At 70.6% G+C, this 24,436-nt stretch carries 15 protein-coding genes and 1 riboswitch; of the genes, 6 read left to right on the forward strand and 9 right to left on the reverse strand.

The window, feature by feature from the left end:
• Positions 1-25: 25 nt before the first annotated feature.
• From N5D62_RS08885 to argA, 7 genes are all read right to left on the reverse strand, one after another.
• Positions 26-964, reverse strand: coding sequence for an adenylate/guanylate cyclase domain-containing protein (locus N5D62_RS08885; RefSeq protein ID WP_279757353.1), 939 nt, complete (start codon positions 962-964; stop codon positions 26-28).
• A gap of 255 nt (positions 965-1,219) precedes the next feature.
• A complete protein-coding gene (gene rpoD, locus N5D62_RS08890) occupies positions 1,220-3,460 on the reverse strand; it encodes an RNA polymerase sigma factor RpoD (protein WP_279757354.1) in 2,241 nt (746 codons plus the stop codon).
• A gap of 386 nt (positions 3,461-3,846) precedes the next feature.
• Positions 3,847-5,934, reverse strand: a complete 2,088-nt coding sequence (gene dnaG / locus N5D62_RS08895) for a DNA primase (protein WP_279757355.1) — start codon at positions 5,932-5,934, stop codon at positions 3,847-3,849.
• Between the two features lie 9 nt (positions 5,935-5,943).
• Positions 5,944-8,481: an EAL domain-containing protein gene (locus tag N5D62_RS08900; protein ID WP_279757356.1), complete on the reverse strand. Its 2,538-nt coding sequence runs from the start codon at positions 8,479-8,481 to the stop codon at positions 5,944-5,946.
• A gap of 376 nt (positions 8,482-8,857) precedes the next feature.
• Entirely contained in the window at positions 8,858-9,160 is a 303-nt protein-coding gene (locus N5D62_RS08905; protein ID WP_279757357.1) for an H-NS histone family protein, read from the reverse strand.
• A gap of 191 nt (positions 9,161-9,351) precedes the next feature.
• Positions 9,352-9,624 carry an oxidative damage protection protein gene (locus tag N5D62_RS08910; RefSeq protein WP_279757358.1) on the reverse strand — a complete coding sequence of 91 codons (273 nt, stop codon included), beginning with the start codon at positions 9,622-9,624 and terminating at the stop codon, positions 9,352-9,354.
• 78 nt (positions 9,625-9,702) lie between these two features.
• Positions 9,703-11,043: an amino-acid N-acetyltransferase gene (gene argA / locus N5D62_RS08915; RefSeq protein WP_279757359.1), complete on the reverse strand. Its 1,341-nt coding sequence runs from the start codon at positions 11,041-11,043 to the stop codon at positions 9,703-9,705.
• Positions 11,044-11,153: 110 nt separating this feature from the next.
• Between argA and N5D62_RS08920 the strand changes: the two genes are divergently transcribed.
• From N5D62_RS08920 to N5D62_RS08940, 5 genes are all read left to right on the forward strand, one after another.
• Positions 11,154-11,564: a VOC family protein gene (locus N5D62_RS08920; RefSeq protein ID WP_279757360.1), complete on the forward strand. Its 411-nt coding sequence runs from the start codon at positions 11,154-11,156 to the stop codon at positions 11,562-11,564.
• A 173-nt stretch (positions 11,565-11,737) separates the two neighbouring features.
• The gene (gene hrpA, locus N5D62_RS08925) at positions 11,738-15,643 is read left to right on the forward strand and encodes an ATP-dependent RNA helicase HrpA (RefSeq protein WP_279757451.1); all 3,906 of its coding nucleotides are present in this window, start codon (positions 11,738-11,740) and stop codon (positions 15,641-15,643) included.
• A 105-nt stretch (positions 15,644-15,748) separates the two neighbouring features.
• A complete protein-coding gene (locus N5D62_RS08930) occupies positions 15,749-17,593 on the forward strand; it encodes an HDOD domain-containing protein (RefSeq protein WP_279757361.1) in 1,845 nt (614 codons plus the stop codon).
• Positions 17,590-20,004: a serine/threonine protein kinase gene (locus tag N5D62_RS08935; RefSeq protein ID WP_279757362.1), complete on the forward strand. Its 2,415-nt coding sequence runs from the start codon at positions 17,590-17,592 to the stop codon at positions 20,002-20,004. The genes N5D62_RS08930 and N5D62_RS08935 overlap by 4 nt, the downstream gene beginning before the upstream one ends.
• Before the next feature lie 244 nt (positions 20,005-20,248).
• The gene (locus N5D62_RS08940; RefSeq protein ID WP_279757363.1) at positions 20,249-21,112 is read left to right on the forward strand and encodes a hypothetical protein; all 864 of its coding nucleotides are present in this window, start codon (positions 20,249-20,251) and stop codon (positions 21,110-21,112) included.
• A 121-nt stretch (positions 21,113-21,233) separates the two neighbouring features.
• On the opposite strand, the gene N5D62_RS08945 is transcribed toward N5D62_RS08940, so the two are convergent.
• Both N5D62_RS08945 and N5D62_RS08950 read right to left on the reverse strand, forming a co-directional pair.
• Positions 21,234-21,470, reverse strand: coding sequence for a hypothetical protein (locus N5D62_RS08945; protein ID WP_279757364.1), 237 nt, complete (start codon positions 21,468-21,470; stop codon positions 21,234-21,236).
• Between the two features lie 131 nt (positions 21,471-21,601).
• Entirely contained in the window at positions 21,602-22,204 is a 603-nt protein-coding gene (locus N5D62_RS08950) for a 2-hydroxychromene-2-carboxylate isomerase (protein ID WP_279757365.1), read from the reverse strand.
• A 208-nt stretch (positions 22,205-22,412) separates the two neighbouring features.
• A riboswitch (cyclic di-GMP riboswitch) is annotated at positions 22,413-22,512 on the forward strand.
• A gap of 87 nt (positions 22,513-22,599) precedes the next feature.
• On the opposite strand from N5D62_RS08950, the gene N5D62_RS08955 reads away from it, so the two are divergent.
• Positions 22,600-24,408, forward strand: a complete 1,809-nt coding sequence (locus N5D62_RS08955) for a ShlB/FhaC/HecB family hemolysin secretion/activation protein (RefSeq protein ID WP_279757366.1) — start codon at positions 22,600-22,602, stop codon at positions 24,406-24,408.
• Positions 24,409-24,436 lie beyond the last annotated feature (28 nt).

Below are 24,436 nucleotides of genomic sequence, written 5' to 3' on the forward strand. Positions count from 1 at the left end.
GAGGCGTCGCGACGGCGCGGGCCGCTCAGAACCCGCGGCGCGACAGCAGCGGCGAGGCGGACTCGGCCAGGTGCAGCACCTCGAAGCGGACCGTGGGCGCCTGCGTCTCCGACGGCGGGCCGCCCAGGCCGATCGCGCCGGCGCCGTGCAGCGTGCAGGAGCCGCGGCGCAGGCTCAGCGTCTGGCCGCCGGCGCCGAAGCGCACGAAGGTGCCGTTGTAGCTGAGGTCGGTCAGGCTGAAGCTGCTGCCCTGCCAGTCGATGCGGGCATGCGAGCGGCTGACCCGCACGTCGGTGATGCAGTAGGTCGCCTGCGTGCTGCGGCCCAGCACGATGGGCATCTGGTCGATGTCGAAGACGCGGTCCAGGTCCTGCCACACCAGGCGGATGCCCTCGGGCGCGGCGCTGCGCACGATCTCGCCGAACTGCGTGGCCGCCGCGTCGCCGCGGCCCTGGTCCAGCACGTAGATGTGGACCGGCTCGGCCCGGCCGCGCACGCTGATGTGGTCCAGGCTGCGGAAGCGCGACTTCTGCGCGCTGGTCAGCCCGTGCACGACCTCGGCGGTGACGACGGTCTCGCCGTCGCCGGCATGGTCCAGCAGCCGCGCCGCGACGTTGACCGCGTCGCCGAAGCAGTCGCCGTGGATCTCGACCACCTCGCCGCGCGCCAGCGCGATCTGCAGGTGGGTGTGGCGCAGCCGCTCGCTGCGGGCCGAGGAACTGACCAGCAGCTCCTGCATCCGCATCGCGGCCTTGATGCCGTCGCGCGGGTTGTCGAACGCGGCCATCAGGCCGTCGCCCAGCGTCTTGATGATGTCGCCGCGGTGCTCGTCGACCGCCTGGCCGATCAGCGCCACCGTCTGCGTCACCAGCCCCGAGGCTTCCGCGTTGCCCAGCGTCTCGAACAGCGCCGTGCTGCCGCGCAAGTCGGCAAACAGGACGGTGCGCTCGCGGATCTGGGTCATCGGCCTTGCTGGGGGTGAAATGTGATGGAAGTCTCAGTGTAGCCGTGCCACCCTGGGCGCCGCGTGGTGATAAGCCCTCGCCTCGGGGGCCCGTCGGCGCGGGCACGACACCACCCCCCACGCGCGGGCGAATGCCGGAGCGCGACCTTCGGGACGCCCCAAAAGGAAAACCGGCCGACGCCCGAGGACGTGGCCGGTTCGTGAGGCAAACCTGGTGCCCAGCCGCGGCGGCCGCGAGGACCGCCGGGGAGGGGATTACAGGTTATCCAGGTAGGTGCGCAGCTTGTCGGAACGCGACGGGTGCTTGAGCTTGCGGATCGCCTTGGCTTCGATCTGGCGGATGCGCTCGCGGGTGACGTCGAACTGCTTGCCGACTTCCTCCAGCGTGTGGTCCGTGCTCATCTCGATGCCGAAGCGCATGCGCAGCACCTTGGCCTCGCGCGGGGTCAGGCTGTCCAGGATGTCCTTCACCACCTCGCGCAGGCCGGCCTGCATGGCCGCCTCGATCGGCGCGGTGTTGTTGGTGTCCTCGATGAAGTCGCCCAGGTGGCTGTCGTCGTCGTCGCCGATCGGCGTTTCCATGGAGATCGGCTCCTTGGCGATCTTCATGATCTTGCGGATCTTGTCTTCCGGCATCTCCATCTTCTCGGCCAGCGTCGGCGCGTCCGGCTCGAAGCCGAACTCCTGCAGATGCTGGCGCGAGATGCGGTTCATCTTGTTGATCGTCTCGATCATGTGAACCGGGATGCGGATGGTGCGGGCCTGGTCCGCGATCGAGCGGGTGATGGCCTGGCGGATCCACCACGTCGCGTAGGTCGAGAACTTGTAGCCGCGGCGATATTCGAACTTGTCCACCGCCTTCATCAGGCCGATGTTGCCTTCCTGGATCAGGTCCAGGAATTGGAGGCCGCGGTTGGTGTACTTCTTCGCGATCGAGATGACCAGGCGCAGGTTGGCCTCGATCATTTCCTTCTTCGCGTCGCGCGAGGCCTTCTCGCCCTCGTTCATCCGCTTGTTGATCTCCTTGAGATCGTCCAGCGGCACCACGGCCTTGGCCTGGATGTCGATCAGCTTCTGCTGCAGCTCCTGGATCGCGGGCAGGTTGCGCGACATCACGGCGGTGTAGTTCTTGCCGGTGGCGACTTCCTTCTCGGCCCACTGCAGGTTCAGCACGTTGGGCGGGAACACCTTGATGAAGTGCTCCTGCGGCATGCCGCACTTGTCCACGACGATCTTGCGGATCTCGCGCTCGTAGCGGCGCACGTCGTCCACCTGCGAGCGCAGGATGTCGCACAGCTTCTCGATCGTCTTGACGGTGAAGCGGATCGTCATCAGCTCGGCGCTGATGGCGGTCTGGGCCTTGTTGTAGTTGGGCGACTTGTAGCCGTCCTTCTCGAAGGCCTTGCGCATCTTGTCGAAGTTGGACGCCAGCGAGTCCAGCTTCACCAGGGCCGCGTTCTTGAGCTCCTCGAGCTTCTTGGTCAGGGCCTTGGAGCCGCCGGCGCCGTCGTCGTCGTCCTCTTCGTCGAACTCGTCGAAGTCTTCTTCCGCGACGTAGTCGTCCGCCTCGTCGTCGGAGACGAAGCCGTCCACGGACTCGGAGATCTGCATCTCGCCGGCGCGGATCTTGGCGGCCATCGCCAGGATCTCGGCGATGGTCGTCGGGGAGGCCGAGATGGCCAGCATCATGGCCTGCAGGCCGCCTTCGATGCGCTTGGCGATCTCGATCTCGCCTTCACGCGTGAGCAGCTCGACGGTGCCCATCTCGCGCATGTACATGCGCACCGGGTCGGTCGTGCGGCCGAACTCGGAGTCGACGGTGGACAGCGCGGCCTCGGCGGCCTCTTCCGCTTCCTCTTCGGTCGCGGTCGGCGAGGTCGAGCCCTGGATCAGCAGCGTGGCGGCGTCGGGCGCCTGCTCGTACACGGCGATGCCCATGTCGTTGAGCATCGACACGATCGCCTCGAGGATTTCCTCGTTGATCAGCTTCTCGGGCAGGTGGTCGTTGATTTCCTGGTGGGTCAGGAAACCACGCGTCTTGCCCATCTTGATGAGGGTCTTGAGCTCCTGGCGGCGCTTGGCGACTTCCTCTTCGGTCAGCGCGGTCTCGTCCAGGCCGAACTCGCGCATCAGCGCGCGCTCCTTGGCGCGGCTGACCTTCATGCGCAGCGGCTTGGCCTTGGGCTTGTCCTCGCCGATCTCCTCGACCTCGGCGGTCTCGACCTCCGCCTCGACTTCGGTCTCGCCGTCGCCTTCGCCGTCCGCCTCGACGTCGCTGAAGTCTTCCTCTTCCTCTTCCACCTTGGCCTTGGCGGCGGCGGGCTTCTTCGACTCGGTCTCGGCCTTGGGCTTGCGGCCGCGCTTGGGCTTGTCGTCGGCCGAAGCGGACGCGGCGGGGGCTTTGGCGGTGGTCTTCACGGCGGCCTTCGCGGCCGGCTTCTTGACTTCTTCGGTTTCTGCGGCGGCGGCCTTGGACGCGGTCTTTTTGGCGGTCATGCAGTTCCTCGGTGGCTCAGGGCCAGTGGTGAATGCGGGGTCTATTCGCGGGGTGCGCCGACGGCGCTGACAAATGCAAACGGCCACCTGCGCCGCCGGCGGCCGACAAACTCCCGACACTTGCGGGCTATGCGGCGCGGGCGAGCCCAGGCGGCTCGAACACGGCCCTGGACGACAGATCGGGACGAACCCGCTGCCGTTCAAGGCTTTGCGCGTGAAGGCTAGCGTGAACCTTTGAAGTTGCAGCCCAGGCGGTGAAAGTTGGCCACTTTGTGTATGAACCCAGGGTCAGTGGGGGGCCGGGGACCGGTTGGCGCTGCGGTCACTCTTGACGCGCGAAAACCCTTGATTATCTGCGAAATTTCGCAATCGGTCAAAAAGGAGGTTCAGACCGCTTCCAGATCGCGTATTTGCCGCAGCAATGACTGGAACCGCGCCATGTCCGGTTGCGGGCTGCGGGCGATGCGGTCGGCCTCCGCGCGCAGCTTGCCGACCCAGAGCTTGCGCATCACGACGCGGAACTCCGCGTCCAGGTGCTCGTCCGACGGCGGGGCCGTCAGCGGCCCGCCGCTCACGCGCTGGGCCAGCTCCAGCAGGTCCGCCTCCTGCAGCGCGACCTGCAGCACCGCCCAGGGCGAGGGGCCGTTGTCGACGAGGAAGCGCTCGAGCCAGGCGATCAGTTCCCCGTGCTCTCCGGGGAGTTCATGGAGGAGTTCCAGGTCCTGGTCGCCGATCTGGTGCCAGAGCTCGCCATGCAGCAGCAGCATCCGCACGGCCAGGTTCATCGGCGCGGGCGGCAGTTCGAGCGGCGTGCCCATCGTCGGGTCCTGGTCGCGCTTGCGCCACTCGCCCTTGCCGGACCACTTGCCCTTGCCGCCCTTGCCCTTGAAGTCGCCCTTGGGTTCCCACTTGCGCGGCTGGGCCCCGCCCGCCTGGGGGCCGGAGGCCGGAGCGCCCCCCGCCTCGGCGGGATAGGCGTCGTGGGGGATGTGGACCTCGCCGCCGCCCTCGTCGCCGTAGGCGGACGCGGGGATGTCGAAGTAGGGCTCGTCGTGCGGCCCGCCGGCGTCGGCCGACGACGCGCGGGGGGCGGCTCTGGGCGCTGGCGCGGCGGCGGCGGGACGGTCGGCGCGGGGCCGGGTGCCGGGCGCGGCCGGCGGCATCGCGTTGGCCCACAGCGCCTGCAGCTCCGCGTCCGGCAGCTGGGCGCGGCGCGCCAGTTCGCCCAGCAGCTGGCGCTTGAGCAGCCCGTCCGGCAGCGCCGCCCACAGCGGCTTGGCGACGCTGAGCATCTTGGCGCGGCCCTCGGGCGTGCCGAGGTCGCAGCCGTCGGCGGCGGTTTCCATCAGCTGGCGCGACAGCGGCACCGCGCCCTCGACGCAGCGTTCGAAGGCCTCGGCGCCGAGTTCGCGGACATACGAGTCCGGATCGTGCTCGGTCGGCAGAAACAGGAACTTGATCGTGCGGGTCTCGTTGGCGTGGGGCAGGGCGGCCTCGAGCGCGCGGCCCGCGGCGCGGCGGCCGGCGGCGTCGCCGTCGAAGCTGAACACCACCGACTCGGTGAAGCGGAACAGCTTCTGCACGTGGTCGGCGGTGCAGGCGGTGCCCAGCGTCGCGACCGCGTTGCCGAAGCCGTGCTGCGCCAGCGCGACCACGTCCATGTAGCCCTCGACCACCAGCGCGTAGCCGCGGCGGCGCATCGCCGGCCGGGCCTCGTACAGGCCGTACAGCTCCCGGCCCTTGTGGAAGACCGGCGTCTCGGGCGAGTTCAGGTACTTGGGCTCGCCCTTGTCCAGCACGCGGCCGCCGAAGCCGATGACCTCGCCCATCACGTTGCGGATGGGGAACATCACCCGGTCGCGGAAGCGGTCGTAGCGGCGCTGTTCGGCCTCGCTCTTGCCGGGGTCGTCCTGCAGGATCACCAGGCCGGTCTCGACCAGCAGCGGGTCGTCGTAGGACGGGAAGGCGCTGGCCAGCGAGCGCCAGCCGTCCGGCGCGTAGCCCAGCCCGAACTGCAGCGCGATCTGGCCGGTCAGGCCGCGGCCCTTGAGGTACTCGATCGCGCGGGCGTTGCCCTTGAGCTGCTGGCGGTAGTGCTGGCCGGCCTTGGCCAGGATCTCGGTCAGCGTCGCCTGGCGCTGCTTCTGGACCTTCTCGCGCTCGCGCTCCTGCGGGCTGCGGTCGTCCTCGGGCACCTGCATGCCGGCCTGCTGCGCGAGGTCGCGCACCGCGTCGATGAAACCGATGCCCAGGTGCTCCATCAGGAAACCGACCGCGTTGCCGTGCTGGCCGCAGCCGAAGCAATGGAAGGTCTGGCGCGAGGGGCTGACGGTGAAGCTCGGCGTCTTCTCGCCGTGGAACGGACACAGCCCCTTGTGGTTGATGCCGGCCTTCTTGAGGTCGACATGGCGGCCGACGACGTCGACGATGTCGACGCGGGCCAGGAGGTCCTGAATAAAGCCGGGCGGGATCACCGCGGAATTTTACGTGATGGCCTCGAGCGGACGGCCCCGCGAGGGCGCGCGGCGCAGCGCCCAGGCCAGCAGCGTCTGCGGCGGCAGCGGCTCGCACAGCCCGCTGCCCTGGCCGACGCGGCAGCCCATCTCGACCAGCGCGCGCGCATGCGCCGGCGACTCGACGCCCTCGGCCACCAGCTCGCAGCCGAACTGCCCGGCCAGCGCGATCACGCCCTGCACCAGCGCGCGGTCCTGCGGGTCCACCAGCATCGTCTGGACGAAGGAGCGGTCGATCTTGAGCCGGTCCAGCGGCAGCTGCTTGAGCACCGACAGCGTCGCGTAGCCGGTGCCGAAGTCGTCCATCGCCAGCCGCAGCCCGATGCGCTTGCACTCGGCCAGCAGGTGCCGGGCATGGTCGACGTCGTCGAGCGCGCTCGACTCCAGCAGCTCCAGCACCACGCGTCCCGGCGGCACGTCGGGATGGCGGGCGAGCAGCGCCTCCAGCCGCGCGCAGAAGGCCGGCGCGGCCAGGTGGCGCGGGCTGATGTTGATGCTGAGCTCCAGGTCCAGGCCCTCCGAGCGCCAGATCCGGCATTGCTCCAGCGCCTGCTCCAACACCCAGTGGCCGAGTTGCGCGGCCATGCCGCTGCGCTCGACCGTCGGCAGGAAGGCCGCCGGCGCCAGCAGCCCGCGTTGCGGATGGCGCCAGCGCAGCAGCGCCTCCGCGCCGAGCAGCTCGCCGGTGACCAGGTCCATCTTGGGCTGGTAGTACAGGCAGAGCTCGCCGGCCTCCAGCGCCTGCTGCACGCGCAGCACGGCCTGCGCCTGCGCCTCGCGGCTGCGGCGTTTCTCGACGTCGAAGAACTGCACGCCGTCGCGGCCGCTGCGCTTGACGCGGTACAGCGCGTGCGCGGCGTGGCGCAGCAGCGTCTCGGCCTCGCCGCCGTCCTGCGGGAACAGCGTGGCGCCGACGCTCGCGCTCAGACGCAGCGCGCCGCCGGGCGTGCCCTCGGCGCTGCCGAAACCGCTGTCCTCATGGGCGCGGTATTCGGCGTCGTAGTCGCTGTCGAAGAACATCGGCGCGGTGGGCGTCTCCTCGTCGGCCGCGGCGACGGGCGCGGCGGGGGCCGAGCCGGTCCCGTCCTCGCCGTCCTCGGGCTCGATCGGGCGGCGCAGCACCTGGACCAGCCGGTCCAGCGCGCGTTGTGCCTCCTCGGCGTCCTGCACCCGCAGCAGCAGGCCGAATTCATCGCCGCCCAGGCGCGCCACCTCGTCCGACCACTGCGGCGCCTGGCGAAGCGCGGTGGTCAGGCGGCGGGCGAGCTCGCGCAGCGCCTGGTCCGCGCGCGCCGCGCCGTGGCGGCGGTTGAACGCGGCGAAGCCGTCCAGGTCCACCCGTGCCACGCACAGCATGAAGCCGGGGCCGACCTGGCGGCTGGTCTGCAGCGCGGCCTGCAGGCGGCGCAGGAACTCCTGCTCGTTGGGCAGGCCGGTCAGCAGGTCGAAGCGGCCCAGCCGCTCCAGCGCCTGCTGGCGCTGCAGGTCCTGCGTGAGGTCGCTCAGCGCCAGCACGCGATAACGCGGCGGGCCTTCGGGCTCGGGGATCGAGGACACGGTCAGGCGCAGCGTGCGCGGCTGGCCGCCGGGGCCGCGGACCTTGACCAGTCCTTGCCAGTGGCCGGCGGGGTCGGCCAGCGCCTCGGCGATCGCCTCGGGTTCATGGCCGCTGCGGCGCAGCTGGGCCGGGTCCAGCGGCAGCGCGGGCTGGCCGAGCATCCGGCGGCGCAAGGCCTCGGCGGTGTCGGGCGCGCGGCCGTCGTCGTCGATGACCAGTCCGGCCGGTGCGTCCAGCAGGGCGCTCATCAGCGTCCAGTAGGCCGGGTTGGCGTCGAGCAGGCGGTGCTGCAGGTCGGTGATCGCCAGGCCCTCGTGCAGGTGCTGGAACAGGCCGCTGCTCATGCGCTGGCGTTCCTCGGCGGTGCGGCGCCACTGGATGTCCTGCAGACTGGCGAGCACCTGGCGGGCTTGGCCGCGGGCGTCGCGGCGCACGACGCGCAGGCGCAGCTCGTGCCAGATCCAGTCGCCGGCGTCGTCGGGCAGGCGCAGCGCGTGCTGCAGGGAGTCGGCGCCGCCATCGCTGCTGCCTTCGAGCAGCGCGGGCAGGTGTTCCTCGAGCTTCATCCGGTCGACGGCATGGACGCGTTCCAGCCAGGCGAGCGGGTCGGCCGGATCGGGCGCGCCCAGCCGTTCCTGCCAGCCGGCCGAGGCGGCCGCGGGTCCACCAGGGACCCACTGGGCGAGGGAGAGGCCGGCGTCGTCGATCTTGGTGCGCCATTCGCGGCGTTCGTCGACGGCGCGGCGTCGCTCGAAGCGTCCATGGAGGAACAGCGCGAGCCCGAGCACGGGAGGCAGCCACCAGGCCACGGCGCGCCACGCGGGCCAGAGCGTGCCGGCGAGCAGCAGCGCCGCGGTGGCGACGACCAGCAGCGCGGCGGGCGCGCTGGCTGGCAGGCGGCGCGACGGGGCGGGGGCCCAACCGGCGGGGGCGGACAGCTCGGACTTCAAGGTGGCGGCGGCGGGAAGTGGAAAAGAGCGTCGCCCGGGCGGAACCGGGCGACTCGCGCGATGCTAGCCCTGGGGTCCGTGGCCGCCGGTCAGCGCAATCCCTGCAGTGCGACGGCTCCCCCCGGAATTGGGGGTGAAGTACTGCCGAGCGTCCCGAAGCGGGAGCTGCCGATGTCCCCTGGCGCGAATTCCGAGCGGCGAGGAGGAGATTGAGCGCCAGGGGACATCGGCAGTTCCCGCGTCCGCGCCGCCCTTGGCAGTACCGGACGCCTTTGCCAGCACCAGACGCCCTTGCCAGTGCCAGTCCCAGAAACAGAAAAGCCACCCGAAGGTGGCTTTCGAAGCGCCCGTCCGGATTCCGGACAGAACGGTGTCGTCAGATGACGAAATCTTCCAGCTTGGCGCCGCCGGAGATGGCGGCCTTGAGCCACTTGGGCTGGAGGCCGCGGCCGCTCCAGGTTTCGCCGGTGGCTTGGTTGCGGTACTTGGCGGCGACCTTGGAGGCTTTGGCGGTACCGGTCTTGGCGGCGCGGGCGGTGAGGTCGGCGACGGTCAGGCCGTACTCCTGCATCAGCGACTTGACCTTGGCGATCGCGTCGGAGCGTTCGCGTTCCTGGGTTTCGGCGATTTGCTGTTCGAGGGCGGCCCGCTGGGCCAGGAGGTCTTTGAGCGATGCCATATATGAATTCCTCGCGTAGTTCAACAGCTCCCCGGAAAGGGATTGCCGCATTATAGGCAGGGAATCGAGTATGGCCGCAAGGGGGTAAATGCCGGGGTCGTGCCGCGCGAGGCATTTCCCCGGAATTTGCGAGGCGCCGCCATCAAAGTGTGTGACGCCGCTGACACAAATTCAGGAGAAAAGCCACGAAATCAGGCGGACGGCGGCACATATCCGGCGGGTTGTTCGGCGCCGGCGCCGAAGAAGAACTGCTCCATCTGGCGCGCGAGGTATTGGCGCGCGCGCTGGTCGGCCAGATTCAGGCGGTTTTCATTGACCAGCATGGTCTGGTGCTTCATCCAGGCCGCCCAGGCTTCCTTGGAGACGTTGTCGTAGATGCGCTTGCCGAGTTCGCCGGGATAGACCGGAAAGTCCATGCCCTCGGCTTCCTTCTTCAGATAAACGCATTGCACGGTGCGTGCCATATCAAACCTCGATGCTCAAAAAGTGGGGGAGTGCGCGAGCGGGCCCGCAGGGCCGCTGGCGCGGGGTCGTGCGCCCGTTCAGGCGAGTTTCTTGACCAGCACCTGCGAGCGCCGGTCCCAGTTGTATTTGCGTTTGCGTTCCTCGGGCAGCCAGTTCGGATCGACCGGCTGGAAACCCCGCTTGATGAACCAGTGCATGGTGCGCGTGGTCAGCACGAAGATGCTGGTCAGGCCCATGGCCTTGGCGCGCTGCTCGATGCGCTTGAGGATGCGCTCCCCGTCGCCCTGGCCCTGCACGGCGCTGGACACGGTCAGCGCGGCCATCTCGGCGGTGCGCGCCTCCTGGTAGGGATGCAGCGCCGCGCAGCCGAATATCACGCCGTCGTGCTCGATGACGGTATAGGCCTCGATGTCGCGTTCGATTTCGCTGCGGTCGCGCTTGACCAGCGTGCCGTCGCGCTCGAACGGCTCGATCAGCGCGATCAGGCTGCCGATATCGTCGTGGGTCGCCTCGCGCAGGCTTTCGAGTTTTTCGTCCACGACCATCGTGCCGATGCCGTCGTGGGTATAGACCTCCTGCAGGATCGCGCCGTCGACCACGAAGGGCAGGATGTGCGAGCGCTCCACGCCCGATTCGCAGGCCCGCACGCAGTACTTCAAATAGAAGCCCACGTCGGTTGGCTGCGCCGGCGGCGGGAGTTTGGCGATCAGCCGCTTGGCGTCCGCCAGCGCGAGTTCCGTGTCGATCGCGCTGTCCGGATCGTCCGGGTTTTCTCGCACGCCCTCGACCTCGGTCATGAACAGCAGCTTGTCGGCCTGCAGCGCGATCGCGGTTTCCGTCGCGACGTCTTCCATCATCAGATTGAAGGCGTCGCCGGTGGGCGAGAAACCGAAGGGCGACATCAGCACGATCGCGCCGATATCGATGGCGCGCTGGATCGCCGCGGCGTCCACGCGGCGCACGACGCCCGAGTGCTTGAAATCGACCCCGTCGACGATGCCGACCGGACGCGCGGTCAGGAAATTGCCCGAGACCACGCGCACCGTGGAATTGGCCATCGGGGTGTTGGGCAGGCCCTGGGAAAACGCCGCCTCGATTTCGAAGCGCAATTGGCCGGCGGCTTCCTGCGCGCTGTCCAGCGCGACGCTGTCGGTGATGCGCATGCCGTGGCTGTATTGCGGCTGGTGGCCCTTGAGCGCCAGCTGCTCGTTGACCTGCGGGCGGAAGCCGTGCACCAGCACGATCTTGATCCCCATCGCATGCATGATGGCCAGGTCCTGGACGAAGCTGTTGAGCTTGCCCGCGGCGATCATTTCCCCGGTCATGCCGACGACGAAGGTTTCTCCGCGGTACGCATGGATATATGGGGCCACCGCGCGAAACCACGGCACGAAGGTATGGGGGAAGACCAGGCTCATGGGCGCGGATTGTGCAACAGGCTGTCCCCGCAACGCGGCGTCAAGGTCACTTGCGGGACACCGTCCGGCAGGGGAGCATGGCGCCTCCACAACACCCCCCGGAGCCAGAGATGGAAGTCTTCAAGACCCATGGCGCTTTCAGCTGGTCGGAGCTGCTCACCAGCGACCCGAAGAAGGCGTCGGAGTTCTACGGCAAGCTGTTCGGCTGGCAGATCGACGTGATGCCGATGCCGGGCGGTCCGGGCGACGCGCCGCCGTATCACCTGATCAAGGCCCGCGGCGCGCCGGACGCGATCGGCGGGCTGATGGCCTGCCCGCAGCAGGGCATGCCGCCGATGTGGGGCGTCTATGTCACCGTGGACAACGTCGACGAGACCGTGGCCCAGGCCAAGGCGCTGGGCGGCAAGGTGCTGATGGAGATCATGGACGTGCCCACCGTCGGCCGCATGGCGACCATCCAGGATCCGCAGGGCGCGGTGATCAACGTGATCACCTACGCCGAGATGCCGGACCAGCCCTGACCCCGACGCCGACCTGACGACCGGCCCCCGCTCGCGGGGCGCGAGATAATCCGCGCCCCGTGAGTCAGAACACCAACGCCCCCGCCCCGGCCGCGCCGAAGACGGAACGCACGCCGCGTCCGCCGCGCCGCCCGCGCCAGGCCGCCCCGCGGCCGCCCGCTCCCGCCACCCCGATCCCGCCGATCGAGTTCCCCGAGGCGCTGCCGGTTTCCGGCCGTCGCGAGGAGATCATGCGCGCGCTCGCCGAGCACCAGGTCGTGATCGTCTGCGGCGAGACCGGCTCGGGCAAGACGACGCAGCTGCCCAAGATCGCGCTGGCGATGGGCCGCGGTCGCGGCAACGGCGGCGGGCTGATCGGCCACACGCAGCCGCGCCGGATCGCCGCGTCCAGCGTCGCCAAGCGCATCGCCGAGGAACTCAAGTCGCCGCTGGGCGACGTGGTCGGCTACAAGGTCCGCTTCCAGGACCGGCTGCAGCCCGGCGCGTCGGTCAAGCTGATGACGGACGGCATCCTGCTGGCCGAGACCCAGACCGATCCGCTGCTCAGCGCCTACGACACGCTGATCATCGACGAGGCCCACGAACGCAGCCTCAACATCGACTTCCTGCTCGGCTACCTGCGCGAGATCCTGCCGCGCCGGCCCGACCTGAAGATCGTCGTGACCTCCGCGACGATCGACGCCGACCGCTTCGCGCAGCATTTCGCCTCGGCCAAGGGGCCGGCGCCGGTGCTGATGGTCTCGGGGCGGCTGTTCCCGGTCGAGCAGCGCTACCGCCCGTTCGAGGAGTCCCGCGAGTACGACGTCAACGACGCCATCTGCGACGCGGTCGACGAGCTCTGGCGCGAGGGCCGCGGCGACGTGCTGGTCTTCCTGCCCGGCGAGCGCGAGATCCGCGAGGCGGCCGACGCGCTGCGCAAGCACCATCCGCCCGGCGTCGAGGTGCTGCCGCTGTTCGCGCGGCTGTCCGAGCAGGAGCAGAACCGCGTCTTCCAGCCGCACGGCCAGCCGCGCATCGTGCTGGCGACCAACGTCGCCGAGACCTCGCTGACGGTGCCCGGCATCCGCTACGTGATCGACCCGGGCCTGGCGCGCGTCAAGCGCTACAGCTACCGCAACAAGGTCGAGCAGCTGCAGATCGAGAACATCAGCCAGGCCGCCGCCAACCAGCGCGCCGGCCGCTGCGGCCGCGTCAGCAACGGCATCTGCGTGCGCCTGTACGAGGAGAAGGACTTCCTGGGCCGGCCGCGCTTCACCGATCCGGAGATCCTGCGCAGCTCGCTGGCCGGCGTGATCCTGCGGATGAAGGCGCTGCACCTGGGCCAGGTCGAGGACTTCCCGTTCATCGAGCCGCCGCCGCGCAAGGCGGTCGCCGATGGCTACCAGCTGCTCAACGAGCTGGGCGCGGTCGACGATCGCAACGAGCTCACGCCCATGGGCCACGAGCTGTCCAAGCTGCCGCTGGACCCGCGCGTGGGCCGGATGATCCTGGAGGCCCGCCAGCGCGACGCGCTCAGCGAGATCCTGATCATCGCCAGCGCGCTGTCCGGCCAGGACGTGCGCGACCGCCCCGCCGAGCAACAGCAGCAGGCCGACGAGAAGCACAAGAAGTTCGACGACGAGAAGTCCGAGTTCATGGGCTACCTGAAGCTGTGGAAGTGGCTCGGGGAGTCCAGGGGCGGGGAAGGGGAGCACAAGCTCTCCAACCGCAAGCAGGAACAGCTGCTGCGCGACAACTTCGTCAGCCCGCGCCGCGTGCGCGAGTGGCGCGACATCTACTCGCAGCTGCACACGGTGGTGGCCGAGCACGGCTGGCGGCTGAACGGCGCGGCCGCGACCTACGAGCAGGTCCACCTGTCGATGCTGGCCGGCCTGCTGGGCAACATCGGCGTGAAGGCCGATGACGACGACTGGTACCTGGGCGCGCGCGGCATCAAGTTCTGGCGCCATCCGGGCGCGCACCTGAGCAAGAAGCCGGGCCGCTGGATCGTCGCGGCGGAACTGGTCGATACGACGCGGCTGTTCGGGCGCGGCATCGCGGCGATCGAGCCGCAATGGCTGCCCGGCATCGCCGGCCACCTGATCAAGACCCAGCTGCTGGAGCCGCACTGGGAGAAGAAGGCCGCCGAGGTCATCGCGCTGGAGCGCGCGACGCTCTACGGCATCGTGCTGTACAGCAACCGGCGCGTGAACTTCGGCCGTGTCGACGCGGCCGCCGCGCGCGAGATCTTCATCCGCGAGGCCCTGGTCAACGGCGACTGGGAGACGCGGCTGCCCTTCCTGGCGCACAACCAGAAGCAGATCGCCAAGGTCGAGGAGCTCGAGCACAAGTCGCGCCGCCAGGACGTGCTGGTCGACGACGAGCTGATCTACGCCTTCTACGACCAGCAGCTGCCGGCGGACGTGTGCTCCGGCGCGACGCTGGAGAAGTGGTTCCGCGAGGCCAGCAAGGCCAACCCGCGGCTGCTGCAGCTCAGCCGCGACGAGCTGATGCGGCACGAGGCCGCCGGTGTCACCAGCAACGCCTTCCCCAAGACGATCCGGCTGGGCGGCGTCGACTGCGCCGCGACCTACCTGCACGAGCCCGGCGACGCGCGCGACGGCCTGACCGTCACCGTGCCGATCTACGCGCTCAACCAGGTCAACGACGAACGCACCGACTGGCTGGTGCCCGGGATGATCGAGGCCAAGGTGACGGCGCTGCTCAAGAGCCTGCACCAGAAGCCGCGCGCGCGGCTGACGCCGCTGCCCGAGTTCGTCGCCGAGTTCGTCGAGCTGCACCCGTTCGCGCAGGGCGCGCTGGTGGACGTGCTGCTCAAGGCGGTGAAGGAGCGCACGCAGCTCGCCGTGCAGCGCAACGACTTCAAGCTCGAGCAGGTGCCCGCGCACCTGTTCATGAACCTGCGCGTCGTCGACGAGCACGGCCGGCAGCTGGGCCAGGGCCGCAACCTCGCGACGCTCAAGGCGGAACTTGGCACGCAGGCGCGCTCCGCGTTCCAGGCCCTGGCCGCGCTGAAGCTGCAGTCCTCCTCTTCCTCTTCCTCTTCCTCTTCCGCTGCTGCCGCATCCAGCGCCGGCGAGCCTCCCTCCGACTCCCTCTCCCGCGCGCGGGAGAGGGCGGGGGTGAGGGCCGCGGTCGATGAAGGACGGCCGACGTCCGGCGACGGCAAGTCCTCCCGCGGCATCAAGGCGACGGTCATGCCGCCGCCCAAGCCTGCCGCGGAGGCGACCAAGACCTACACCGCCTGGACCTTCGGCGAGCTGCCCGAGCTCATGGAGATCAAACGCGGCCCGCAGACGCTGATCGGTTTCCCGGCGCTGATCGACAAAGGCCAGCACGTCGAGATCGAGGTCTTCGACGAACCCGAGCTCGCCGCGGCGAAGCACCGCGCCGGCCTGCGCCGCCTGGTCGCGCTGCAGCTCAAGGAGCCGCTGAAGTACCTCGAGAAGAACATCCCCGACCTGACGCAGATGGCGGTCGCGTACATGAGCCTGGGCACCGCCGAGGAACTGCGCGACCAGATCGTGGCGGTCGCGCTGGAGCGGGCCTTCCTGGCCGATCCGCTGCCGGTGGACGAGTTCGGCTTCAAGGCCCGCGTCGAGGAGGGCCGCGCGCGGCTCAACCTGATCGCGCAGGAGGTGGCGCGGCTCGCGTTCAGCGTGCTCGTCGAGTACCAGGGCGCGCTGCGCAAGCTCAAGGACGCCCGGACCGCGCCCAAGGAGGTCGTCGAGGACGTGCAGGCGCAGCTGCAGCGGCTGATGCCCAAGCGCTTCGTGCTGCAGACGCCGTGGACGCAGCTGCAGCATTTCCCGCGCTACCTGAAGGCGATCACGCTGCGGCTGGACAAGCTGCGCGCCGACGCGCCGCGCGACGCCAAGCTGCTGGCCGAGCTGCGGCCGCTGGAGCAGCGCTGGTCGCGCCGGGTCGCGGAACTCAAGGGCACGCCGGATGCCCGGATGGATGACTTCCGCTGGCAGCTCGAGGAATTGCGGGTGAGCCTTTTCGCACAGGAACTGCGAACACCGCAGCCGGTGAGCGTCAAGCGCCTGGAAAAGGTGTGGGCGCAGTTACAAAACTGAGCGGAGAATCGCCCTTACTTCCGCAGGCGAGGATCTCGGGTTTTCGGTCCAATCCAAGTTACAAAAGGTCCGTGGCCCCGCACCGTCGGGTGCTGCACATCGCTCGTGTCTGACAACAACACAACATCCACCGCCGCCCCGATGCGGCGATTCGGCCGCTTCGAGCTGCGCGCGCTGCTGCACAAGAGCCTGCGCTCGATGCTGTGGGTGGTGTTCGACCCGAATTCCGGCCAGGACATGTTCCTGATGATGCCGCGCGAGAAACCCAACAGCGAGGCGGCGATGCTGCACTGGCTGAAGACGGTCGACGCGGCCTCGCGGATCCATCACCCGAACCTGGCGCACGTGGTCGAGACCGGCCGCGTCGATCCCTGGCCCTATGTCGCCTACGACCGCGCTCTGGGCGAGACGCTCGAGGAGCGCGCCGGCCGCGGCGCGCCGCCGCTGCCGCTGGACGCCGCCGGCTGGGCGGCGCAGGCGCTCGAGGGCCTGGCCTTCGCCCACGAGGCGGGGCATGCGCACCGGGACATCCAGCTCGCCCACCTCGTCGTCGACGGCGCCAACCACGTGCGCGTGCTCGGCCTGGAGGTGGCGCAGGAGATCGTGCCGGCGACCGCCGACTTCAACGCCGCGTCGCGCCGCGCGGTGCGCGAGGCCGCCGAGGAGGATGTCGTCGGCATCGGCCTGGCGCTGCATCGGCTGCTGAGCGGCAAGCCGGTGCTGGACGAATCCGACCTGCAGCTGGTGCTGCAGCGCATGCAGCCGCAGGGGCACGAGCTGGTGCGCCTGGGCTGGGAGACGCCGTACCCGATCCCCGAGCCGCTGCGCGCGATCGTCAACCGCGCCACCGACCGCCAGACGCGCCAGCGCTATCACCTGGCGCGCAGCTTCTGGCGCGCGCTGGACGGCTGGCGGCTGTCGGCCGAGCAGGACGACGGCGGCCCGATCGCGCTGCTCAAGGACAAGATGCAGCGCTTCGGCCATCTGCCGAGCACCTCGACCCGGCTGGTGACGACGGTGGCGTCGTCGTCGATGGAATCGCAGCACGGCAGCCAGCTCGCGGCGCTGGCGCTCAAGGACATGGCGCTGTCGCTGGAGCTGATCCGGCGCGTCAACAACGCGCTGCGCCAGCAGGGCCCCACCAGCGGCGGCACGGTGCTGAACCTGCAGCGCGCGATCGCGATGCTGGGCCTGAACGGGCTGGAGGACGCGGCCCGGGCGCTCAAGCCCTGGCCGGGGCCGATGAACGAGGGCCAGGCGCAGTTCATGCAGAGCGTGATGCGGCGCGTGCAGCGCGCCGGCCAGGTGGCGCAGGCGCTGCGGCCGGCCGGCTACGACGCCGAGGTGATCTACCTGATCTCGCTGATGCAGAACCTGGGCCGGCTGCTGGTGCAGTACCACTTCCCGGACGACGCGCAGCAGATCCGCCAGCTGCAGGTCGCGCCCGAGGCGACCGAGGACAACCCCAATCCGCGCGGCATGAGCGAGCAGTCCGCCGCCTACGCGGTGCTGGGCTGCGACCTGGAGAGCCTGGGCCTGGCGGTGGCCAAGTACTGGGGCCTGGGCGACGAGCTGCAGCACATGATGCGCCGCCAGCCGCAGGAGGCGCCGGTGCGCCATGCCGACGGCGACGTCGAGATGCTGCGCCTGACCTGCAGCCTGGCCAACGAGCTGGTCGACGCGCTGGCGCTGCCCGAGCGCAAGCGCCAGGCGGCGATCGAGCTGGCGACGCGGCGCTACGCCCGCGCGCTGTCGCTGGGGCTGCGCGAGATCTACGACGCGCTCGGCGCCAGCGGCGCGATCGGCGACGCCGGCAACAGCGGCCTGGGCGCGATGAGCGATCCGTCGGTCGGCGCGGCCGCGACCGCGGCGCCGCGCTCGCGGCTGCGCGAGCGGGCCGAGGCCGGCGCCCCGGCCCCCGCCGCCGAGCCCGGCAAGGACCGTCCATGACCGCGATGCCGCCCGGCGTCGGGCGATTCAAGCCGCTGCGCAGCCTCGGGCAGGGCGCGCAGGCGGTGGTGTGGCTCGCGCACGATCCGCGGCTGGACCGCGAGGTCGCGCTGAAGGTGCTCACGCAGGGCACCGACCGCGCCAGCGTCGACGCCTGGCTGCACGAGGCCCGCGCGGTGAGCCGGCTGACGCATCCCAACATCGTCCCGGTCTTCGAGGCCGACATCGAGGCCGGCCAGGCCTACATGGTCTTCGAGTACGTGCCCGGCGGCACGCTGACCGAGCGGCTGCGCCAGCGCGGCCGGCTGCCGGCGCGCGAGGCGGTGGCGCTGATGCTGGGCATTCTGGACGGGCTGCACGCGGCGCACCAGGCCGGCGTCGTGCACCGCGACCTCAAGCCGTCCAACATCCTGATCGACTCGACCGGCCGGCCCAAGGTCATGGACTTCGGCATCGCGGCGCGGCTGCAGGCCGGCGCCGCGGGCGCCTCGGGCACGGCGACCAAGCCCAACCGCATCGTCGGCACGCCGGGCTACATCTCGCCGGAAGCGGCGCGCGGCGAGCCGGCCTCGCCGGTGATGGACGTGTTCGCGTCGGCGGTGATGCTCAGCGAGATGCTGTCGGGCCAGCGCCTGAACTACGACCCCGATCCTTGGCGCGCCGTGCGCCGCGCGATGGAGCAGACGCTGGATCCGCCGGCCGACCTCGGCCCCGACAGCGACGACGCCTTGCGCGCGGTGCTGCTGCGCGGGCTGTCGCGCGAGGCGGCGCATCGCTGGCCCGATGCCAAGGCCTTCCACGACGCGCTGGCCGCCTGGCTGCATCCGGCCAGCGAGGCGCCGGAGGCGGGCGAGGGCGGCAGCGCCACGCTGGAGTTCCTGCTGCGCCGCATGCGGCACCGCAGCGACTTCCCGGCGATGGCCGATTCGGTGGCGCGCATCCAGCGGATGACGCAGTCCGAGAACGAGAGCCTGACCACGCTCTCCAACGAGATCCTCAAGGACGTGGCGCTGACCAACAAGCTGCTGCGGCTGGTCAACACGGTGCAGTTCAGCCATGCCGGCGGCGGGCACATCAGCACGGTGTCGCGCGCGGTGGCGCTGGTGGGCTTCGGCGGCATCCGCAACCTGGCGCTGTCGCTGGTGCTGCTGGAGCGCATGGAGAACAAGGCCCATGCGCAGCGGCTGAAGGAGGAATTCCTGCGCGCGCTGATGGCGGGCTCGCTGGCGCGCGAGCTGTGCCTGGTGCCGCGCGAGAACGAGGAGTCCTTCCTCGCGACGATGTTCCAGGGCCTGGGCCGGCTGCTGTCCGAGTTCTACCTGCCCGAGGAGGCGCAGCAGGTGCGCCGCCTGGTGCGCCCGGAGCGCGGCATGGGCGAGCAGGCCGCGCCGCCGGTGGGCGAGGCGGCCGCCTCGGCCCAGGTGCTGGGCCTGAGCTACGAGAACCTGGGCCTGGGCGTGGCGCGGCAATGGGGTTTCCCGGACAGCCTGCAGCGCAGCATGCAGCGGCCCGACGGCGACGCGCCGGCGCGGCTGGTGGAGCATTCGACGGACCGGATGCGCTGGCTCGGACGCGCCAGCAACGACGTGGCCGACGTGATCCTGAACAGCGATCCGGCCGAGGCGCATGCCAAGGTGCGCGCGATGGCGCAGCGCTACGCGCGCGCGCTGGGCGTGGAGGCCAAGGCCTTCGAGGCGGCGGCGGACCAGGCGCGCCAGCGGCTGACGCAGCTGGCGCAGGCGATGGACATCAAGCTGGCGAAGAACTCGCCGGCGCAGCGCCTGCTGGCGCCGCTGACGCCGTCGGCGGAGGACTCGCTGTCGCCGCACCAGCTGCAGGCGACGCTGGTCGAGGGCCAGGCGCCGGCCGGCGCGGTCCCGCCGGAGCAGGCGGCGGCGACGCTGGCCGCGGGCATCCAGGACATCACCAACGCGATGGTCGAGAGCTTCAAGCTCAACGAGATCCTGCGGATGATCCTGGAGACGATGTATCGCGGCCTGGGCTTCCGGCGGGTGATCTTCTGCCTGCGCGATCCCAAGACCGAGACGCTGACCGGCCGCTTCGGGCTGGGCGAGGGCGTGGAGGCGGTGGTGCCGCTGTTCCGCGTGCCGCTGCGGGTGATGCCGGGCATGGCGGCGGAGCTGTTCACCGCGATCTGCACCAAGGGCGTGGACACGTTGATCGCCGACGCGTCGCAGCCCCGGATCGCCGAGCGGCTGCCGGCGTGGTTCTTGAGCGGGGCGAAGGCGCACAGCTTCCTGATCCTGCCGATGGCGCTGCGCGGCGCGCCGTTCGCGATGATCTACGCCGACAAGGCCGAGCCCGGCAGCGTCGTGCTCGACGAGAAGCAGCTGTCGCTGCTGCGCACGCTGCGCAACCAGGCCGTGATGGCCTTCAAGCAGGCGAGCTGAGCCTGCTCCGACGACGGGCTGCGCGCGGATAGCGCGGGCCCCGATTCACCGTCAACCGCACCACCCATCGGGGGGTGACCGCCATCCCACACCTCCCGGGAGCGCGGGCGCATAGCGCGCGCCGCCGTCGAATTCCCATCGGGCTGCCAAAAAGTACCACGCGGGTAAACGCGAGGGTCGCCAGACTCCGCCCCCGCCACGCAGAAGCATTTGGCAACAAAACTTAGCAATCCAGGGAATCGAGATGAAGTTCGAAGTCAAGAAGGTGTTCATGGTCCTGCCGCTGGTCGCGGCGCTGGCGGCTTGCGGCGGCGGTGGCGGCGACGACGCCGGCACCGCGGTGAACACCAACCAGGGCACGGGCGGCGCGACCAACGGCGGCGGCGCCACGGGCGGCACCACGACCGGCGGCACCGACGGCGCCACCTCGGCGGTGGGCAAGGTCGAGGAGCCCTTCCTGAAGATCACCACGCTGCGCTACCTGATGGTCGGCGCCAGCCTGCAGACCAGCGGCACGGTGACCGCGTGGGAGCAGCTGCCGGCCGGCGGCGTCGTGACGATCAACGGCAACACGCTGACGGGCGCCGATCGCTCGGTGGTGAACATCGCCGGCGACGAGACCTGGGGCCAGGGCCGCTGGGCCAAGGGCACCGCGGTCGCGGGCGGCGGCTCGTCGGTGCTGGGCACCGCGCGCAACGACGCCTACCACTACGTCGTCTACAACGCGCCGACCGCCTTGCCGGCGAGCGGCCAGCTGAGCTGCGACGGCGGCCAGTTCACCGCCCCGAACGTGCTGAACGCCGCCTCGGGCGACGCCTTCGGCACCGCCACCGGCACGGCCGCGCTGAGCTTCAACAACGGCGTGGCCTCGGTCGACGTGTCGATCGCGACGACGGCCGGCTCGCGCAAGCCGACCGTGTCCACGACGGGCACCAGCATCAAGCTCGACAGCACCACCATCACCGGCGCCTTCTTCGCGCAGGGCGACGGCCTGATGCTGACGCTGGGCGACGCGGGCAACGGCAAGTTCCGCATCGTCGCGGCCTACCAGGCCAGCGCGAGCGGCGCGAGCTACCGGGGCGTGGCTTCGTTCCTGTGCAAGCGCTGATGCGGCGTTGAGCGCGACGGCGGCGTCCTGGCGGCGTCGCGCGCGATGAAGGAAGCCGGCCTTGCGCCGGCTTCGTCGTTCCTGGAGGGAGGAAACGGAGGGGGCGGCGAGCGCCTCGCGCTCAGCGGCGCGGACCCCAATGGCCCGGGACCCAGCGGCGGCCGCCGCCGCGGTACTCCCAGACGCCCTCGAACCAGATGTAGCCCGCGACCGGCGGGCCGCCGTAGGCGGGGCCGCCGCCGTCATAACCGGCGTCGTAGCCGCGGTAGCGGTGCGCCGGCACGACGACGCAGCCGGTCAGCGACGCGACGAGCGGCGCGGCCGCCAACACGACGAACAAGGGACGAAGCCTGCGCATGAGGGACCTCCTGGTGGTCTGCATGCGTCTGCCAACGCTTGCCAGGAAGCCCTCGATGACGCGCGGGGCCGGACATTACCGGGCGGACAACAAGTAACCGCCGCCAGGTACCGGGCGCCCCGCGGGGCCGATCAATACGGGCCGTGGGCCAGCCAGTGCTCGAGCTGCGGCAGGCGGTCGTTGCCCCAGAAGCGCTCGCCCTCGACGATGAAGAACGGCGAGCCGAAGACGCCGCGCGCCTCCGCCAGGTCGATCTCCGCCTTCAGCCGGGCGCGGGTGGCGGAGTCGTTGGCCAGCGCCTGGAGCTGGTCGGGGGTGATGTGCTGCGTGGCGCAGAGGTCCTGCAGCACCTCGCCCTGGGCGATGTTGCGGTCGTCGACGAAGTAGGCGCGGTAGACGTCGCGCGCGAACTGGCGGCCCTGCTCGGGATTGCGGTCGTTGAACCAGTGGAACAGCCGCGCGGCCATCTCGGTGTGCAGGCCCAGCGAGGACGGCGTGTTGTAGGGCACCTGCATGTAGGCGGCCAGCCGGGCCACGTCGCGGCGGATGTAGTCGCTGCGCATGACGCTGTTGGGGATGCGGATGCGCTCCAGCGACTGGAAGTTGGCGTCCAGCACGATGGCGTGCCAGTTGACGGTGCGGCTGTACTTGGCGGCGAGCGCGTCGATGTGCTGCGCGGCGATGTAGCCGTAGGGGGAGGCGAAGTCGAAGTAGAAGTCGATGGGGGCAGACATGCGGGCTCCTGTGAGGCGCGCGGATTGTAGGAGGCGGGTCCGCGCACGCCAGCCGCCCGTTCGGGCGGCTAGCGCAGAGCCCGTCCCGCCGTCAATCACCCCCCGGCACCCCCCTCGCCGCGAGGATCCGCCGGTTGCGTTCCGATACAGTCCTTTACTTCAGTTCGCCGCTGCCGTGCGCCCTTCGTGAGGGATGTCACGCCCGGCGGGCTTTCCAGGGCAAAACCGGCGCGAGCCGGCGACGCAAAGCCTCCGGTCTCGATGCCGACATCCCCGATGTCGCGGTCCGAGATAGCGGGGTTGCCGGACCGGATCCCCTCCGTCCGTGATGCATTGCCGATCCGCCTCGCCGGCCCCTGGGTTGAAAAAACAACGCCCAACAACGGCAGGCAGGGATGCGGAAGAAGTATGAACAGCGGGTGCGCGCGCGACGCGGCCCGGCCGTCGGCATGCAGCCGGCGATCACGATCGCGATGGCCGCGGCGCTCGCCGCGCTCGCCCCGGCGGCCCGGGGCCAGGTCTTGCCCGCGGGCACGGTCGATCCGGACGCGCAGCGCCAGCTGCAGCAGCAGCGCGAGGCCCAGCAGCGCCAGGCGCTCGAGCGCGAACCCGACGTGCGCCTGCGCGCCAGCCCGCCGCCGGCCCGCCAGCGCCTGCGCGACGACGAATCCCCCTGCTTCCCGATCCGCGAGATCGAACTGCGCGGCGTCGAGGACCAGCCGCGCATGGCCCGCGAGATCCGCGCGCTCGACGGCCCGCAGGGCGACGACTCGCCGATCGGCCGCTGCCTGGGCGCCACCGGCGTCGCGACGCTGGTCACGCGGCTGCAGGACGCGCTGATCGAGGATGGCTTCATCACCACCCGCGTGCTCGCGCCGCCGCAGGACCTGTCCAGCGGCCGGCTGGTGCTGGCCGTCGTGCCGGGCCGCGTGCACGCGATCCGCCTGCGCGAGGGCACCTCGCCGCAGGTGCGCCTGGCCAACGCGCTGCCGGTCCGGCCCGGCGATGTGCTGAACCTGCGCGACATGGAGCAGGCGCTGGAGAACCTCCAGCGTGTCCCCGGCGCGCAGGCCGACATCCAGGTCGAGCCCGCGCAGGGCACGGCGGAGCCGGGCTACAGCGACCTGGCCGTCAGCTGGCAGGGCGGCCGGCAATGGCGCTGGCAGGTCTCGCTCGACGACAGCGGCAGCGCGGCGACGGGTCGTTACCCGCTGGCGCTGACCGCCTCGCTGGACCATGCGCTGACGCTCAACGATCTCTTCTACGTCACGCTGAACCGCGATGCCGACTGGCTCGCGCGCCGCGTCGACCCGCGCGACGGCCCGCACAAGGGCACCGGGGGCCATGTGCTGCATTACTCGCTGCCCTGGGGCCATGCGCTGCTGAGCCTGACCGTCAGCCGCAGCGGCTACCGCCAGGTCGTCATCGGCGCCAACCAGACCTACGTCTACCGCGGCGCCAGCAGCAACGGCGAGCTGAAGCTGACCCGCATGCTCTGGCGCGACGGCCAGTACAAGTTCAGCGGCTTCGTGAAGCTGTTCGGCCGCGGCTCGCGCAACTACATCGACGACACCGAGGTCGAGGTCCAGCGCCGCCGCACCGGCGGCTGGGAGGCCGGCGTGACGCTGCGCCGGCAGGCCGGCGGCGTCGGCAGCGAGCTGGAGCTGAGCATGAAGCGCGGCACCGGCGCCTTCCACGCGCTGACCGCGCCGGAGGAGGACTTCGGCGAGGGCGATTCGCGCGTGCGGCTGCTGCAGGGCAGCGCCGGCCTCAACGGCGCGGTGCCGCTGGGCAGCCGGCAACTGCTGCTGAGCAGCTCGGTGCGCGCGCAGTTCGCGATGAACCGGCTCACGCCGCAGGACCGCTTCTCGATCGGCGGCCGCTACACGGTGCGCGGCTTCGGCAGCGACGCGTCGCTCTCGGCCGACAACGGCCTGCTGTGGCGCAACGAGGCCGAGCTGCCCTTGAGCGCGCCGCGGCAGGCGCCGGCGGTGTCGATGTACCTCGGCGTCGACGCCGGCCTGGTGGGCGGCCACGGCGCCGATCGCCTGGCCGGCCGCCACCTGACCGGCGCGGTGATCGGCTCGCGCGTGCGCGCGCAGGGCGTCTCGCTCGACGTCTTCGCCGGCGCGCCGCTGTGGCAGCCCGCCCGATTCCCCGTGGCCCGCGTCGTCGCGGGCTTCACCCTGACCTATTCCCGTTGACCCGCCCGGGTCGACCGCTTTCCCGTTG

The organism is Mitsuaria sp. GD03876 (genome assembly GCF_029840635.1).
Lineage (GTDB): Bacteria > Pseudomonadota > Gammaproteobacteria > Burkholderiales > Burkholderiaceae_C > Roseateles.